At 37.5% G+C, this 16,849-nt stretch carries 11 protein-coding genes and 1 pseudogene; 4 read left to right on the forward strand and 8 right to left on the reverse strand.

Annotation, left to right across the window (positions count from 1 at the left end; translation table 11 throughout):
* Window positions 1-114: 114 nt before the first annotated feature.
* From ESZ26_RS10230 to ESZ26_RS10260, 7 genes and pseudogenes are all read right to left on the reverse strand, one after another.
* Window positions 115-1,094: pseudogene (locus ESZ26_RS10230) on the reverse strand (TonB-dependent receptor plug domain-containing protein); the annotation flags it as partial.
* A gap of 135 nt (window positions 1,095-1,229) precedes the next feature.
* On the reverse strand, window positions 1,230-2,081 hold the full coding sequence (locus tag ESZ26_RS10235; RefSeq protein WP_146799528.1) for a FecR family protein: 852 nt from the start codon (window positions 2,079-2,081) through the stop codon (window positions 1,230-1,232).
* A 260-nt stretch (window positions 2,082-2,341) separates the two neighbouring features.
* Window positions 2,342-3,442: a phosphotransferase enzyme family protein gene (locus tag ESZ26_RS10240; protein ID WP_146799529.1), complete on the reverse strand. Its 1,101-nt coding sequence runs from the start codon at window positions 3,440-3,442 to the stop codon at window positions 2,342-2,344.
* A 274-nt stretch (window positions 3,443-3,716) separates the two neighbouring features.
* On the reverse strand, window positions 3,717-5,030 hold the full coding sequence (locus ESZ26_RS10245) for an ATP-binding protein (RefSeq protein WP_146799530.1): 1,314 nt from the start codon (window positions 5,028-5,030) through the stop codon (window positions 3,717-3,719).
* 3 nt (window positions 5,031-5,033) lie between these two features.
* Complete coding sequence (locus ESZ26_RS10250; protein WP_146799531.1) at window positions 5,034-5,729, reverse strand: response regulator; 696 nt, start codon at window positions 5,727-5,729, stop codon at window positions 5,034-5,036.
* 31 nt (window positions 5,730-5,760) lie between these two features.
* Complete coding sequence (locus ESZ26_RS10255; protein ID WP_146799532.1) at window positions 5,761-6,240, reverse strand: DUF3019 domain-containing protein; 480 nt, start codon at window positions 6,238-6,240, stop codon at window positions 5,761-5,763.
* Window positions 6,230-7,093 (reverse strand): MipA/OmpV family protein, encoded by an 864-nt coding sequence (locus tag ESZ26_RS10260; protein WP_170246355.1) that lies wholly within the window; start codon window positions 7,091-7,093, stop codon window positions 6,230-6,232. Before ESZ26_RS10260 ends, ESZ26_RS10255 begins: the two co-directional genes overlap by 11 nt.
* A 497-nt stretch (window positions 7,094-7,590) precedes the next feature.
* Here ESZ26_RS10260 and argR point away from each other — a divergent pair, with 497 nt between their 5' ends.
* From argR to ESZ26_RS10275, 3 genes are all read left to right on the forward strand, one after another.
* A complete protein-coding gene (argR, locus tag ESZ26_RS10265) occupies window positions 7,591-8,058 on the forward strand; it encodes a transcriptional regulator ArgR (protein WP_146799563.1) in 468 nt (155 codons plus the stop codon).
* Between the two features lie 207 nt (window positions 8,059-8,265).
* The gene (locus ESZ26_RS10270) at window positions 8,266-8,751 is read left to right on the forward strand and encodes a hypothetical protein (protein ID WP_146799534.1); all 486 of its coding nucleotides are present in this window, start codon (window positions 8,266-8,268) and stop codon (window positions 8,749-8,751) included.
* A 1-nt stretch (window position 8,752) separates the two neighbouring features.
* Entirely contained in the window at window positions 8,753-9,067 is a 315-nt protein-coding gene (locus ESZ26_RS10275; protein WP_146799535.1) for a helix-turn-helix domain-containing protein, read from the forward strand.
* A 58-nt stretch (window positions 9,068-9,125) separates the two neighbouring features.
* Here the strand turns inward: ESZ26_RS10275 and ESZ26_RS10280 are convergent, their stop codons facing one another.
* Window positions 9,126-10,262: an aldose epimerase family protein gene (locus tag ESZ26_RS10280; RefSeq protein WP_146799536.1), complete on the reverse strand. Its 1,137-nt coding sequence runs from the start codon at window positions 10,260-10,262 to the stop codon at window positions 9,126-9,128.
* Between the two features lie 343 nt (window positions 10,263-10,605).
* Between ESZ26_RS10280 and ESZ26_RS10285 the strand changes: the two genes are divergently transcribed.
* The gene (locus tag ESZ26_RS10285) at window positions 10,606-16,764 is read left to right on the forward strand and encodes a response regulator (RefSeq protein WP_170246356.1); all 6,159 of its coding nucleotides are present in this window, start codon (window positions 10,606-10,608) and stop codon (window positions 16,762-16,764) included.
* The last annotated feature ends 85 nt before the right edge of the window (window positions 16,765-16,849 follow it).

The following is a 16,849-nucleotide window of genomic DNA, read 5'->3' on the forward strand; positions in this document are numbered from 1 at the left end:
TTTAGGTTGCCATTCTTCAATAATTGAAATCGCTTGTTCAGAAAATACATCGTTTGGTGAAATGTCACCTAAGGCAGTATCTGCCGGGGTATACGTTTCAGTAACCTTTTTTTTAGTCTTGGTTTTAGGTAAAAAACCAGCAGGAATTATCGCATCGCCATCGGGCAGTAATGCGTTACCATTGCGGTTTGCATTATCTCGAAAAAAAGCTGCAGATTCATTATCACGGCTTGAATAGGTAATAAAATTATATGATTGAGCATCAGCTAAATCGTAGCCAGTATTTATGGTAAGTCCAATTTGATCTGAGTCTGTATCACCAATGCGAAAGGTGTTACGTACAGCCGTTGCTTCACGTGAGTCACTCAATAAATAATCACCGCTATCAAGTTGTGTACAACCAGCAAACTGACATGAGCCATGTAAACTTGAACGGTTGGTAAAACCTTTTTTTCGCAAGTTTAACGTGGTGTTAATAAAACCCTTTGATAGATCAATGTTAGTGGTTTTACCGTCGCCAGCCGTATTCTTACCATAAGAAACGGCGAGGTTACCGCCTTCACTTTGATCATTGAGAACAATATTTATTAGCCCCACAATCGCATCTGACCCATATTGTGCAGCTGCGCTATCACGCAATACTTCAATACGCTTTATCGATGCCGCAGGAATAGCATTCACACCTGTGCCGGCACTACCGCGACCAACGGAAGTATTAAACTTGCTTGATGACGACGTTTACCATTAATCAGCACTAACGTTTGAACTCGACCTAAACCGCGCAGTGTTGCGGGGCGTAAAGCGTCAGTTCCATCATTCATTGATGAACTGGAAAAGTTAAAGGAAAGTGCAATGGCCTGCAACATTCTCGCGACTTCTGTTTGGCCGGTATTTAGTAGCGCTTGGGCAGATAAAATATCTCCAGGAACGGATAAATTTTCAACTGAACGTCCTACAACACGGCTGCCTATCACCGAAATTATTTCAACTTGTTGTTCGTTTGCTTGAACACGTTCTTGAGTAAGTCCAGTTTGACTTGTTACACTCAGCGCTAGTAGCACTAAGGCAGCTTTACATGTTGTTCTTTTATACACTGCTGAGGAGTTTTTATTATTATGCTCAGTTGACTCGTGTTAACGATTAAAGCGCTTAAGTCGTTATGTTATTGAGTTGTTCAAGTTAAATTTAGGTGGCTTAGACACTAAATATATTGCGCAAAAATAACGACTCTAGTGATTTGCTTCGGTGTTTAAGCTTAAGCGAATGGTGTTATTATTTACTTTTTCGAATTGAATATTAAAGTTGTTTTCTAAAGACTCAAGTAGTCCGTTGATATCATTAGCCTTAAAGTAACCTGATACCTTTGTTTTGGTGAGTTTTTTATCAATAATTTCAAACTTTGTTGTGGTATAACGACTGACTTCAGCTAAAGCTTTATCTAAGGGTTGACCATTAAAAACCAGCATCCCTTGTTGCCATGCGAGCGCACGTTGAATTTGTTCAAAAGAGGATCTTTTATTGGCAGTGTAGACACTATTTTTTATGGTGGCAATTTCACCTGATGTAATCACTATACCCGGTAATTTTTCTGCTGTTAGCGTCGTTAGTGGTTTGGTTATTTTATCAATTGGCTGATGCGGCTCGGTAATTAAAACACGGCCCTCAGTAACAACAAGTTCCATATCTTTGTTTGATTTTTTTTCTATATTAAAAATAGTCCCTAACGCAGTAAATGATCTTTCACCGACCCTTACCGTAAAGGGTCTACTTTTATCTTTGGTAACATCAAAGCTAGCTTCGCCTTTTACAAGCGTTAATAAACGTTTATTTTTTGAAAAACTGACTTGGATTAGGCTATTAGTATTGAGTTTGACCCTTGAACCATCAGAGAGCGAGAATCGAGTTTGCTGACCGACGCCCGTTTGCAATGTGTTTACTTCAACAAATTGGTGTTTGTTATTCGTCTCAGTAAGAGGTGTTATGTTATTAACTAAGTTACCGGCAATGATCAGTATAAATGCAAGGCTTGCTACCATGGCGTATTTAACAAACCGCGTTGTAAACTTATTATAGCGAGCCATTGTTGTGCTTATTATTATATTTTGAAAACCAGTGTAGGTTAAAAAATAAACAATGACAACAATGTCAAATTGGTAAATAAAACTTCGCGATGGTAGTCACTCATTATATCGGCTGACCATAATAGCAAAAATGGCCAAATCACATTCAATAAGTCATTTAAAAATAAGCAATTAGTAGGTGGTCTCGATTTTTATGTAAGTAACCCCATTAGATTTTTACTGAGTTTACAGGCATTATAAAAGGCAATGTTAGGCAATTTTTAATTTAATGTGATGGCACAATCAGTGATTATTTTATCAAGTTTTTCACGATTTTTATGTAATAAGTGATAAAGGTTAAGTTGATTTTTAGCTCGCTCTAAATTGTGACTTTGATGTTTAACATGAAAGTAATGATCGCCATCTAAGTAGTCAGTTAAAAATCGAACGCCGATCATAAACGGCAATAACTGCGCGCCAACCGTCAAACTTTGTTGCTCAAGCGCAGATATTTTATCACCAAAAGCTTCGATGTAACCGTGAGCTAGTGCGCTATATATATCAAATCTTACCGCCATATTTGCTAAATCTTCACCATCTTCAGCTAAAGTTGAACAGCAAGTTCTTACCATGTCGCCAAAATCATGCATGAGGTATCCAGGCATACAAGTATCTAAATCAATAACAGCAAGGGGTTGGTTAGATTTAGCACAAAATAATAAATTATTAATTTTAGTATCGTTATGGGTAACCTGTAGTGGGAGTCGCAGAGTGAGGCTAGCGACTTCATCAATAAAGTCTTGTTGTGCAAAACAAAAATCAACCAAGGTTTGGCATGATGATAAACGTTGCTGAGCATTTGTATTAATTACCGCTCTTAAATCGTTCATTCGTTTAGATAAATCATGAAAGTCTGCAATCGTCTCAGTTAATGATGTTGTTGGGAAATCACTTAATGCCGCGGTAAATTGTGCAAAAGCGGAACCTACTTGTCGCGCTTGTTCAGGGGTTTCAACTTTATCAACAGTAAAGCAGTCAGGGATGTACTGAATCGCACGCCAATATTCTTTCTGGGCATCAATTACCATGGGTTGTTGATTTATCGTCGAGATTTGCCATATCGGCGACAGTGCATATAAGCTATGTTGTTGTTTCGCTAATAAATGTTTATTAATCAAGTCAGCATTATCAATAACGTCTTGTGGATTTTTGAAAACATGCTTGTTCACCCGTTGTAAAACAAAGTTAGTCTTAATGTTACTGACTAAATATGTACTGTTAATTAAGCCATTGCCTAAAGGGGATACGGTACATTGATCAATCGAACATCGATAGTGTGTTAGCACTTGTTTTAGGGTGTCGTTATCAACAACTCTGCTCATAATTATTTACTGCTAATGTTTAGTTTTGAAAGATAAAATAGTCTTTTATTTTAAAAGGATTTAGTTGATTTTATCAAGACGAAATCAACTGGCATACTAATAGAAAGTCATAAATATGGGAAGTTAAAGCAGTCGCTTTATTGATATTCACCCTAAGCTGGGGGCAACCATTAATTTAACAGGTAGTTAAGCAAAAATGCAGTTAACATTTGGTGATAATTTCTGTGAATTATCCCCTCGTTTACCAGTCCCGTCGGCGGTATCATGTTAGTGTTTATTTTTTTTCAATTTGGCTCTGTACTGGAAATAATAAAATAAATCGTGCTCCTGATAAATGAATACCAGCAACGACTTTAATGGTTCCTTGATGCCAATCCATCACTTTAGCACTGATCGCAAGTCCTAAACCAAAGTGACCTTGCTCTCGAGAACGTGAACTATCAAGTTTTATAAAAGGTGAGAAAATGACATCTCGTTTATCTTTTGGTATACCTTTGCCATCATCTTCTACCGCGATGGCAAAACCCTGATGAGTTGTTTCTACTGATAATATGACTTGTGAATGGGCATGCTGAATAGCATTACTCACTAAATTTAATGCGGCGCGATAGCACCAATGAAAGTCTAAAGAATAGAACTTTTCTGTATTCAATGACTGACAAGTTAATTTGATATTATGCTGTTCCGCTAATGACTGGCAGTCGCTAGTGACCAGTTCAATGAGGTTATTGACATCAATTAATTCGGTTTTTAAATGAAAACTCTGCCGCTCCATTCCTGCATAGTCAAGAAAAGCTGTCGTCATATCTTCCATGCGGGTCAATTCGTTTTCCATACGCGAAAGGTAGTTGTTTTTCTTGGTTAAATCATCGCAGTCTAATGCCGCTTCAACACCGAATCGCAGGCATGACATAGGTGTACGAATATCATGAGAAATACTGCGGGCAAGAATTTTATTGTCAGCGACTAATTTTTCTATCCGTGCCGCCATATTGTTAAAACTGCTTTCTAAGGTATTTATATAGGATAAGCGGTTATAAGGAACACGTATTGATAGATCACCAGCGCCAATTTTGGCAGCGGCAAATGTCAATAAATAAAGGCGACGAGTTAATGGCAACAGCCACAGCAGTAAAATACCACAAATACCTAGATAGAGGATCAAGGTGAAAAGTAGATTTTCTTGTTCATTTTCTGACACCATCGGTGGTAATTGTAAATGTATCAGCGTTTGTGGATATGAGGATATTTTTCTTAATAAATAGGCATCATCTTGAGAGGCGAGTAATAAACCGCCCGATTGTGAGAGCTGTGCCAATAAAGAGGGTGGTAGGGCAATATTATCGGTACTTTCAAGTGCAACATTGACTTGAAAGTTCTTTGCTAATTGATTGGTTTTTTCTAATAATCCATCAGCTTTTATGCCTGATAACTGTTGCTCAAAACCATCAATAAGTTTTTGGTAAACCACTAACGCTGTATTTTCATGTTCATTACCTTGTTTTGCGACCAGTTTATCTAGTCCCCAACTTATAATGAATAATGCCCCCAACACTGCAACTACCATACTAATATACAAGCGTTTCATTTTTTATTCAGCCCATGCATCGGCAACAAATAAATATCCTTTGCCCCAAACAGTTTTAAATTTTTGTGGTTTTTGTGGATCGTCTTTAAATATTTTCCGAAGTGTTGAAAGCATGACATCGAAACGGCGATCTTGTCCGTCGTATTCGCGGCTTTTTAATGCTTTAAATACGGTGTCTCTGTCAACCACTTCGCCAGCATGGCTGGCAAGAAAGGTTAAAAAAGCAAATAAGCTGGTCGACAATTCCACTTCTTCATTTTTATAGGTGACTCTTTTAGCCTCGCCATTAATAATGAGTGAACCGTGGGTAATTATCTGCGTAGAAGCCTCCGTTGGGGCACTATGCTTAAGCGCACCAGTTATTCTTGCTAGTAGGGCGCGTGGACGAACGGGTTTTATTACGTAGTCATTAGCGCCTGCTTCTAGGCCGATAACTTCATCAAACTCATCTGCTCTTGCGGTGAGCATTATTATTGGCAGTTGGCTTTTCTGGCGAATCAAGCGACACACTTCAATGCCATTTAAGCCAGGTAACATAATGTCGAGTAATACCAATTGTGGCTGAAATTTTTCCATGGCAGCCATAACTAAGTCACCACGAGCGACATGATCAACAATAAAATTTTGCTCGCGAAGGTATTCACACACCCAATCAGCTAAGGTTAAATCATCTTCTACTAATAAGATTCGACGGGTCATTTTTTCTTCCTTATTACATCTGACGTAGGCATTAAAATATACGCCAGCGACGTTTTCTTGGGGTTGCTTCATGCACCCAGCTTACTTCTACTGCCGTTTCTGCAATAACTTGCTTGTCTTTTGATGACATCAGCTGGAATTCAATTTTCTTATTTGACTCAAAATTAAAAATAATTTCGTTACCATTGCTGTTTTTCCAGCACTTTATGCTTTGCTGAAGTAACTTTGCTGTTTTCTCTTGTTTAATCAATAGGCAATAATCTTGCTTAATATCGCTAGACCAATTTATTTTTACGTCAGCGTAGCAGGTTCTGCCGTATCGCAAAGCAATGCAATTAGCCGGCTGTGCTGAAAAGCTAACGTGATTTTTTGGCGATTGAGCTACTTTATCGATCTGTTGAACTTGTTGTTTTTGTATTATCTCTGCGACCGCACTAGGCGTTGAGCCGGCAAATAAACAGCTTAACAATAACCACTTTTTAAGATGTCGCTTGCTAAGCTTAAAAGACATAGAGTACCCCTAACATCACTTGTGTTAAGTGCTGCTGGCCAATCAGAGGGCTATTGTTATAAGAGGCAGAATAGTAACTTTGTGTTATACCACCATTAAACGACCACTTTTGAGATATTGGGTAGCGAGCGAAAACCTCTAATTGGGCTTTATAACTGCTACCAGGTTTATAAAAAGAACGCATTTCAGAGACTTCATCTTTATTGACACCGACAAAATAATCAGTCACTTGTGCGGAATAATGAGTAAGCCCTACGCCGAGATAAATATCCCAATTTCTATAGGGAAGTAACTTACTATAAAAAATATCAGCAACCCAACCATCGGTGATTAGTGCGGCTACATCGACTGATAAAATAGCATCCTCATAAAAATGAGAATAACGAAAACCTAACCCTTCACCGGAATCTCTTTCTTGTAAACCTGCTAAAGTGGCGATAGCCAAGTCACTATTTTTTATTAATTCTCTCGGTTGATAACCCTGCACATAGGTTTTGGTAATAATATCGAGTTCCCAATTGTCTTTAACAATCAGTTCATAGCCTATTTCACCTCCAAGCGTGACAGCATCAGAGCGACGATGATTCGATTGGATGAAAAAACCTTTATAGTAAACATCTAGCAACAATGAAATATTAAGGTAATCTTCAAATTCTGACGGCTTAACCCCCTTTAACTGACTTTGTTGATAAATACCTGACATTCCACCCATAGCTTGCCAGCTGAATGTTTTATCAAAGACCGTGGTTTCATTCTCATGTTGAGGATCAGCAGCGAAAGCCGGTACTGCTATAAATGTTACTAATAAAAATAATAGTTGATATGTACCTGTCATTACGCTTTTACTGAACATTATTTGCACCCTATTTAATCGTTGGGTAATTGATAGATAGTTGTTCATGATTCTTTGATAGATTCTTATTATTTTTTATATAACTAAATGTTAACAAATGTAAGTAAAGTTTGTCAGATATATAGGCTGGAAAAATGTTTAAAAATTGTAAGCAAGTAAATATGTCTCACTCTCATAGCGAAGCAATATTCACCTTTAGTTTATTAGCAGCGAATCTAAAGTAACGGAGTAATAGCGGTAGACTAATAGAATTCTAAGGTGGTTTTTTTTAGCGTCCCCTACCGTAAAAGTTCTTTAATTCAGTTGCTTATTGTGCAGTCTTTACTTTTTGTAGCGTTTCAGGTTAACACTCAATGGCTGTCAGGTTTTATTGTTAGGCGCTAGTACTTTAGTAAAAGTACCAGATTAACACTACTTTTTATAAATTTGTCTAGGTGAATATAGTGTTAATCGCTTAAAATAAAAAATAATGTAACCACAGTACCAGCGAAGATATGATTTCTAGCCGTAAAAAAAATGAAGCAGAATTAGTTTTAGCATTCAAATCCTTATTAAAAGATCAATGCTACGGTTCACAAAGTCAGCTCGCTGAAGCTTTAGATAAGCAAGGTTTTAAAAACATGTCGCAAGCGAAAATATCTCGTTTGCTGTCAAAACTTGGCGCAGTTAAAATGCGCAACGCCAATACTGAAGTCGTTTATATTTTACCAGACGAGCTTGCGGTACCTAAATCAAAACAATCTATTCAGTCTGTTGTGGTTAGTGTTAAGCATAATAATATGCAAATAATTTTGAAAACTGGTATTGGCGGTGCGCCACTGATTTCCAGAATGCTAGACAGCCTGGGTGAACCGGCAGGGATCTTAGGCACCCTAGCTGGCGACGACACTATCTTTATTGCTCCGATAGATATTAATAGAATCGATGAAATTACCCAACAAATTAAAAATTTATTAGACGTATAGTTAATTAGGTTGAGTTCATATGAAAGAGGGCAACAATTATGTTGCCCTCTTTTATTTTGTGTTGTTTAATATTTTCAATGCTTTAGCTTATATGACACTGATGTTGTCATATGACATTTAGGGGTACTGTCACCCGATTGACGCAGACTATATTACCGAAAAAAGTTTTACTGGCCTCATACCAATAAGACTCACTAAGGGAACATCATGGAAAATAATGCAGAAAACACTGCTAACAAAAGCACAGAAAAAAACACACAATCCAATACGGCAACGGCTAAACAAGATTTAGAAGGTACGGTAAGTTTTCGCAAAGGTTTCAACTATAGCTTTATTGAAGGTGACCATATTATTTACTTAAATTGCTCAGCGGTTAATGGTAAAGAGCGGCTTTATGTTGATGATGTATTAGTCTCTGGGAAATGGTCGTTTAGACGTAAATCAATTCATCATTTTTCTCTTGGCGCAGACTCTTATGAAGTTGAATTACATGTCGTTAATATGTTTACCGGTGAAACTCACTGTACCTTGATAAAAAATGATGTCCATGTAAAAACGATAAAAAAAGCCTTAAAGAAAAGTCGTCAACTGAGTAAAGATAAACTTTGGTGGTACATTCCATCTTTTTTCTTAGCCGGAGGGCTTTTGGGCTTTTTATTGGCAAAAATCTTCTTTATGTTGTTTGGTAAATAATATGGACGTTAACGCTAAAAAAATAAAAGAGTTACGTACGGCCAAAGGTTGGACACAACAACATTTAGCCGATGCCTGTGCTATTAGTTTACGAACGGTGCAACGAGTAGAACGTTACGGCAATGCCTCCCAAGATACAGTACTTGGCCTATCGTCAGTTTTTGAAACAGCACAAAGCAATATCATTGTTGCTGGAACGCTTGAAGAAGATCTTGCCGGTGGAGGAGAAAAGGAGAGCGGTCAAAGTAAGCAAGTATTCTTAGCTGCAGTTTTTGGTGCTATGGCTGGCGCTTTGATTATGTTTTTTATTAAATAAGCTTACAGGCATAGAAAGGATTAAAGCGCCTTTTTATGGCTATCTTTTACCTTTAACATTAAAGACAAGAAAATACCCAACGGGTTTTACTGTAAAAGTCAGCTTCAGGGGTCAATAGCACATTATCGAGAGAGCAGCCTTGCTGTAAACTATTGGCTCGCTGGCTTTCTAAGCAAAGTGCAGCGTGTGGTTGGTAACAATAGTCTTCTTTACCTATTTGGCTACCGTCAATATAATTGGCGGTATATAAAATTAAGCTCGGTTGATCGGAATAAATACTGATACAACGGCCAGAAATTTTTTCAACGGCTTTTGCTGCCATAACTTCACCACTTAAACACTCTTCGTTTAATAGCCAATAATTATCATAACCTAAAGCAATCTTTATTTGTCGATCTTTACCATTGATTTCATCAGCTAACGTGCGTAAATCTGTTTTGTTAGTAAAGTCATGAGCCGTGCCTTTAACCTGCTTTTGTTCACCGGTTGGGTAAGCGTGTTCAGTCATAGGCAAAAAATGGTCAGCGTTAATATAAACCTGATGAGTTAAAATGTTGCCGCTGTTATGTCCTGCCAAATTAAAATAACTGTGCTGAGTTAAATTAACTAAGGTGGCTTTATCGGTATGGGCAAAATACTCAAGGGTGAATTGGTTATCGTCATCTAAGCGATAAATTATCTTGAAGTTTACGGTACCAGGAAAACCTTCTTCGCCATCAGGGCTAGTATAAGTTAGCTCAACGCTTGCTGAGCCGTCGTCTTGAAATGTCTTGGCTTGCCATAATTGCTTATTAAGAGCTTTTTTTCCGCCATGAAGTTGGCTGTTAGGAGCATTTAAGCTCAGCTGAAAGGTTTCATCTGCAATACTAAAAGTCCCCTGCTCAATTCTGCCGGCGTAGCGACCAATTATGGCACCTAAATAATAAGGGTCGTGTTCGTAACTTTGAATGTTATCGTAACCTAAAACAATATCAGCAAAAATACCGTTTTTATCTTCAGTGTTAATGGTGGTAATTATGCCGCCAAAGTTAGTAATACTGACTCGAGTGCCACTTTTGTTTTGCAGAGTAAAAAGTTGTGTCGACTCACCACTCGATAATTGACCAAAATCAGCGCTTGCTAGTCGCTTAACACTACTTTTACTGACTAAATGTGCTTTCACCAAACATCCCATACCAATACGGCTATTTTTCATCAGTACATCATAAGGAAGCTAAGTGCTTAAGCAAATAAAATTGTAAATTTTTTAGTTAATGGTTCAGTTATTTACTTAAACGTATACTTGTACTAAATAAATTCTTATTTATAATTTTCAATACTGTTTTACTTCTGAGCATAACTGGTTATTATTGTTGAGCTTAGTTAAATTTATTTTTTATCAAGCCATTGATTTATAATGTAATGATTTTTTTGATGTTACTTTGCGTTAATAGCTAACAATTACGGCAGATAAAGTGAATTCTTACTTTAAAGTGATAACCGCTACATGTTTATACCTGGTAATAATGCACACAACCCGTTGGATAACTAAGATATTTATGCGTAATTTCATTAGCCTTATTTTTTTATTGTCTACATTTAGTTGTTCATCTTATTGGGCGAGTGCCAATACTAACCTCAGTTCATTAAGCTTTAGTCATTTGACCAGTAATGAAGGTTTGTCACAAGATCTTGCTGCCGTTATTTTTAGAGACCACTTAGGTTATTTATGGGTTGGTACTTCTGATGGTTTAAATCGCTACGATGGTTATAACTTTAAAGTTTATCGCAATAAAATTAATGATAATCAGTCACTCTCTGAAAACTTTATTACCGGTATTAGTGAAGACCAACAAGGTGATTTATGGGTTGCGACCCGTAATGGCTTAAACAAGCTGATGCGCAAAACAGGTCATTTTAAACGCTTTTATCATAACAATAAGCAAAAAACGGGTTTAAGTAGCAACCACGTAACCCGTTTAATTAAAGATAATAATGGCGGTTTTTGGCTGGGTACCAAAGCTGGGGTTAATCACTTTGATCCCGTTAGTGAACATTTTACAATATTATTAAATGATGTTGAGATTACTGCCCTGCATCAAGACAGTGATGGCGGTTTATGGGTAGGCACTATTAATGATGGTTTAAAGCATTACTTGACCCCAGATAAACAAAGTAAGGTTGTTAGTTATCGTCATCTTGCCAATATTGACAGCAGTTTAAGTTCAAATCATATTACCGCTATTTTTCAAGATAGAGCGGGTAACGTCTGGGTCGGCACTAAAACGGCCGGATTAAATAAACTCAGTAATGGAAATTCTGGTTTTAGCCATTATGTTACTCCCCCCGACAACAACGAGGGTAGTAAAGAAAATAATGCGTTAAGTCACAATAATGTTACTGATATTTATCAAGACAAAAATGATAACCTTTGGGTGGCCACAAACGGTGGTGGGCTAAACATTTTTGATATCACCACTGAACAAATTCATGCCTTTCGTGCGGATTCAAATAACGTGACTTCTATCAGTGGCGATAAAGTATTGAATATTTATGGCGATAATAATGGCACTATTTGGCTTGGCACTTTTGGTGGCGGCATTAGTAAAGTCGACCCCTTGGCTGCTCAGTTTAACTCACTAATTTATAACAATAGTTCTTCAGGTTTAAGCAATGGTATTGTCACTTCATTTTACCAAAATAAACAAAATACTTTATGGGTAGCCACCTATGGTGGTGGGCTAAATGTTACAGGTGATAATGGCAAGAATTTTCAATTATTTAAAAATGACAAAGCTAATACTAATAGTTTAAGTAGCGATATCGTTTTATCTATTTACTCTGATGATAATAACCTGCTCTGGTTTGGTACTGATGGAGAAGGTTTAAATCAATATAACCCTGATAAAAATAGCTTTGAACACTATCGGCACGATCCTAAAGATCCTAATAGCATCAGCCATGGTAGTGTTTGGGCAATGGTTGCCGACGCAGATAATAATTTTTGGTTAGCGACTTGGGGCGGAGGCTTAAACCGCTTTGACCGTAACAAACAAACCTTTGAGCATTTTAAACACGATAGAAACAACAGTAACAGTTTAAGCGACGACAATGTTTGGGCCTTAATAAAAGGCACTTCAGGTGTGTTATGGCTAGGTACTGAACAAGGGCTTAATAAATTTGATCCAGTGACTAAACAAGTGACTCGATTTGAGCATGACCCAGACAATAACAACAGCTTAAGCCATGATTATATCTTAGCCATCTATCAAGAGTCTGACAGTGTGCTGTGGATTTCTACTTATGGTGGTGGTTTGAATAAATTTGATATAAATACCGAGCAGTTTACCCGCTTTGGTGTGCAAGAAGGCTTTAGCAGTAATAATATTTATGGTGCTCTACCCGATAATCAAGGTAACTTATGGTTAAGCTCGAATGCCGGCTTAATTAAATTTAACCCAACCACCAAAGTCGTGAAAAATTACGATGCCAGCGATGGCTTACAAGGCAATGAATTTAACTCAAATGCTTTCTATAAAAGTGCCAGTGGTGAATTGTTTTTTGGTGGTTCTAAGGGCTATAACCATTTTTATCCTCAAGATATTCGAGATAATTTAATACTGCCTAATATCGTCTTAACTGATTTTCGTGTGCATAATAAACATGTTGAGGTAGTGACAGAGCAAACGTCAAAAGCTATTACTGATAATCCTATCAGTAATAGCTTTACTATTGATGCGGATATTAATCAACTTGAACAATTAACCCTTACCTATTTAGAGCGACTAATTTCATTTGATTTTGCAGCATTACATTTTAGCGAACCGATGAATAATCAATACGCCTACATGCTGGCAGGTTTTGACGAAAGTTGGGTTTATACCGATGCTAAAAATCGCCGAGCTACCTACACTAACCTACCGGCCGGCGATTATGTATTTCGGGTAAAAGCCAGTAATGGCGACGGTTATTGGAATGAACAAGGAAAGTCGTTAAACGTTACGGTATTACCGCCACCTTGGCTTTCTTGGTGGGCGTTCAGCCTTTATTTTATTATCGGTGTTGGTCTATTAGTCGCCTCCATTTATCGTTTGAATTATCAACGCTTAAAAGAGCAGGCTATTAATATTCGTTTAACGCGTGTTGATAAATTAAAAGATGAATTTCTAGCCAATACTTCTCATGAATTACGCACTCCTTTAAACGGTATTATTGGTTTAGCCGAGTCACTTATTGATGGTGTTGCTGGCCAGTTGCCGGATAAAGCGAATCATGACCTGTCTATGGTCGTGGCAAGCGGTCGACGGTTATCAAACTTGGTCAACGATATTTTAGACTTTTCAAAATTAAAAAATCATGGTTTACAGATACATACCTCAGCAATTGATATTAATAGTATGGTTGATGTGGTATTTACTTTATCTCGAGCGACATTAAAAACAAAAGATATCGTGCTCATCAATAATATTGCTAGAGACTTTCCCGCGGTAAAAGCCGATGAGGACCGTTTACAGCAAATTCTTTTTAATTTAATCGGCAATGCTATTAAATTTACCCAATCAGGTACGGTCACTATTGCTGCGCAATTAGTCGGTAATAGCCATATCGATGAACAACAATTTGTCTGTATTGATATTACCGATACTGGCATGGGTATCGCAGCAGAAAATTTGGCGACTATTTTTAAATCATTTGAACAAGTTAGGGGTAACGAGACGCGTGCTGTAAGTGGCACAGGTTTAGGCTTAGCGGTTTCAAAACAGCTTGTTGAGTTACATGGCGGTACTATAACGGTAAGTTCGACACGGCATAAAGGCAGCACTTTTAGTTTTACGCTACCGATTTACGATATCGATGACAGTGAATTAAGTGAACTTATCGCTGTGGACGATGTAAATCACGAGCAAACTAAGCAGCAATTATCACGATTACAGGCCCTAGATAACACCATTGACTACTTTCCTGTTGGAAATTTATCCCCGCAAGATAAAACCGCCAATAAGGAAAGTAATAATTTTCGGGTGTTAATTGTTGATGACGACCCGATTAACCGTCAGGTAGTAAATAATTATTTACTACCACTGGATTATCAGCTTTTTCAGGCCAATGGTGGTGAGCAAGCTTTAGTGCTTATTAAGCAAGCTAGTGAAGGCTTGTTAGCTGGAGAACGTCCGTTCGATTTAATCTTACTTGATATTATGATGCCAAAAGTTTCAGGCTATGAAGTCTGTCGAAAAATTCGAGAAAAATATTCAGTTAATGAGTTACCGGTGATCTTTTTAACCGCTAAAAACCAAGTAGTTGACTTAGTTGAAAGCTTTTCTGCTGGCGGTAATGATTATTTAACTAAACCTATCGAAAAATACGAACTATTATCACGTGTTGAAACGCATTTAACCTTGCTCGATATTAACCGAAATTTAGAGAAAAAAGTCGCTGAACGCACGATTGAACTTGAATATGCGATGCAAGCAAAAGGTGAGTTTTTGGCAAAAATGAGTCATGAAATTCGCACCCCGATGAATGCCATTATTGGTTTAGGTTATTTAACCCTGAAAACTGATTTAGATCCCCATCAAAAAGACTTAATTGGCAAAACTCAAGACGCTTCTCAAGCGCTTTTAGGGTTAATTAACGATATTCTCGACTTCTCTAAAATTGAAGCGGGCAAAATGTCGGTAGAGTCGGTAACAATGAATATGGGCGGCTTGATTAAGAAAACCAATAATATCTGTGCGTTACGTGCTCATGCTAAAAATTTAGAGCTTATTGTCAAAGTACATAGTGATGTGCCAAAGCACATCAAGTCTGATCCGGTACGCCTACAACAAATTTTAGTGAACTTAGTCAGTAATGCCATTAAATTTACCGAGCAAGGACATATTCTTATCGAAGTCGGTCTGGCTGAACAGTCATTAGCCGCTGAGGACAGCAATCAGCTGACGCTTGAATTTAGTGTTAGTGATACCGGTATCGGTCTCGAACAATCAACAATGAATAATCTCTTTCAGTCGTTTACTCAAGCAGACAGTTCAATTACCCGAAAATTTGGTGGTACCGGCCTAGGCTTATCAATTTGCAAAGAATTAAGTGGTTTGATGGGCGGTGAGGTTTGGGTTGAGAGTAAGCTCGGTGAAGGCAGTAAATTTAGTTTTAATATTGTCTGTGAAAAAAGCGATTTACCGGGCAATGAGCTGATAAATATTGATGCTATTAAAGGGCTTAATATTTTGGTGGTCGATGATAATGAGCTTTGCTTGAATGTTATTACTGAGTTATTACAAGAATTTCATTGTGAAATTACCGCAGTTGCTAGCGCAGAAATAGCCTTAACATTGTTAGCAACGGCAAAAAGTAATAATAAGCCTTACGACTTGGTTATTACCGATTGGCGTATGCCTAAAATGGACGGTATTGCTTTTGCTAAAGCGATACAAGAGGATAAAAATCAATATAACGTTCGAGCGGTGTTAATGGTGACCGCATTTGATAAAAGTGATGCCATGCCGTTAGCGTATTCATCGGGTATTGATGGCTTCTTAGAAAAACCCGTTAATGCTAGTTTGCTGTTAGAGGCGATGATGGATGTATTAAGAATTAACCCTGATGAAGACTTTTACAGTATGAAAAATGTAAGTTTAATGGACTTTTCAACAACTGATATATTACTGGTTGAAGACAATGAGTTAAACCAACAGGTCGTCTTAGGATTTTTAGAAGATACCCAAGCGAATGTTGACGTTGCAGAAAATGGCCTTGTCGCCTTAAAGAAATTAGCCAATAAAAGTTATGACCTTGTTTTGATGGATATTCAAATGCCTGAAATGGATGGGGTAACGGCAACACAAGAAATTAGAAAACAAGCCCAATTTAACGAACTGCCGATTATTGCCATGACGGCCCACACGATGCCAGACGAGCTCAATAAATGTTTGGCAGCAGGCATGAATGAATACTTTACTAAACCGATTGACCCTAATGCGCTATTTAGTTTAATGGCAAAATACTTAAGTGATAAAATTAATACCGCAGTAAGTAAATCTGTCGAGATCAAAGACCACAACTCTAATAACACTGAGCTGATTTCCGCTCATCCTGCAAAACCGTTAATAGAGCGTATTGCACAATTGAGCTGTTTAAACAGTAAAAAAGCCTTACTGGCGATGGGCGGCAGACAACATATTTATCAGAAACTTGTTGTCGATTTTCATAAAAGTACTCTACAACTGCCGCAAAAAATAGAGCAGGCCTACCAAGATAAAGACGTTGAAACTTTATATCGAATGGTTCATTCGTTGAAGTCTAATTCAGCTTATATCGGTGCTTACCACTTAGCTGAATTATCAGCTGAGTTGGAAGGAAAAATAAAAGAGCAACCCGAGAGCTGTTTATCACTCATGAGGGAACTGATAATAGAGCATCAAAAAATATTATCTGCTCTAGCGACTTTAACCGATAGCGATAATGACTTGTTATTACGTGATGAGCCTAAAAAAACCATTAACAAAGAATTAGTGAAAGTATTGCTGAATTCTATCGTCGACTTACTTAACAAAGAAGATGCTGAAGTTGAAGACCTATTACCGCAGTTGCTTGAATTTACCCGAGGAACTGATCTTGTTAAGCTTGTTGATAATATTGTCGAATTAGTTGAAGATATTGAATATTCGAGTGCGTTAAACCGTATCGAAGTATTAAGAAATAAACTTGCTCTTTAATCGGCTCAAGGACAAGTGAGAGTTAGCGGGTCAAGTGTAGCTTGATTAATACTTGTTTTTATAAGAAAGAAAAGTTGATAGTGGA

It is taken from the genome of Colwellia hornerae (assembly GCF_007954355.1).
In the GTDB taxonomy this organism is placed as follows: domain Bacteria; phylum Pseudomonadota; class Gammaproteobacteria; order Enterobacterales; family Alteromonadaceae; genus Colwellia_A; species Colwellia_A hornerae.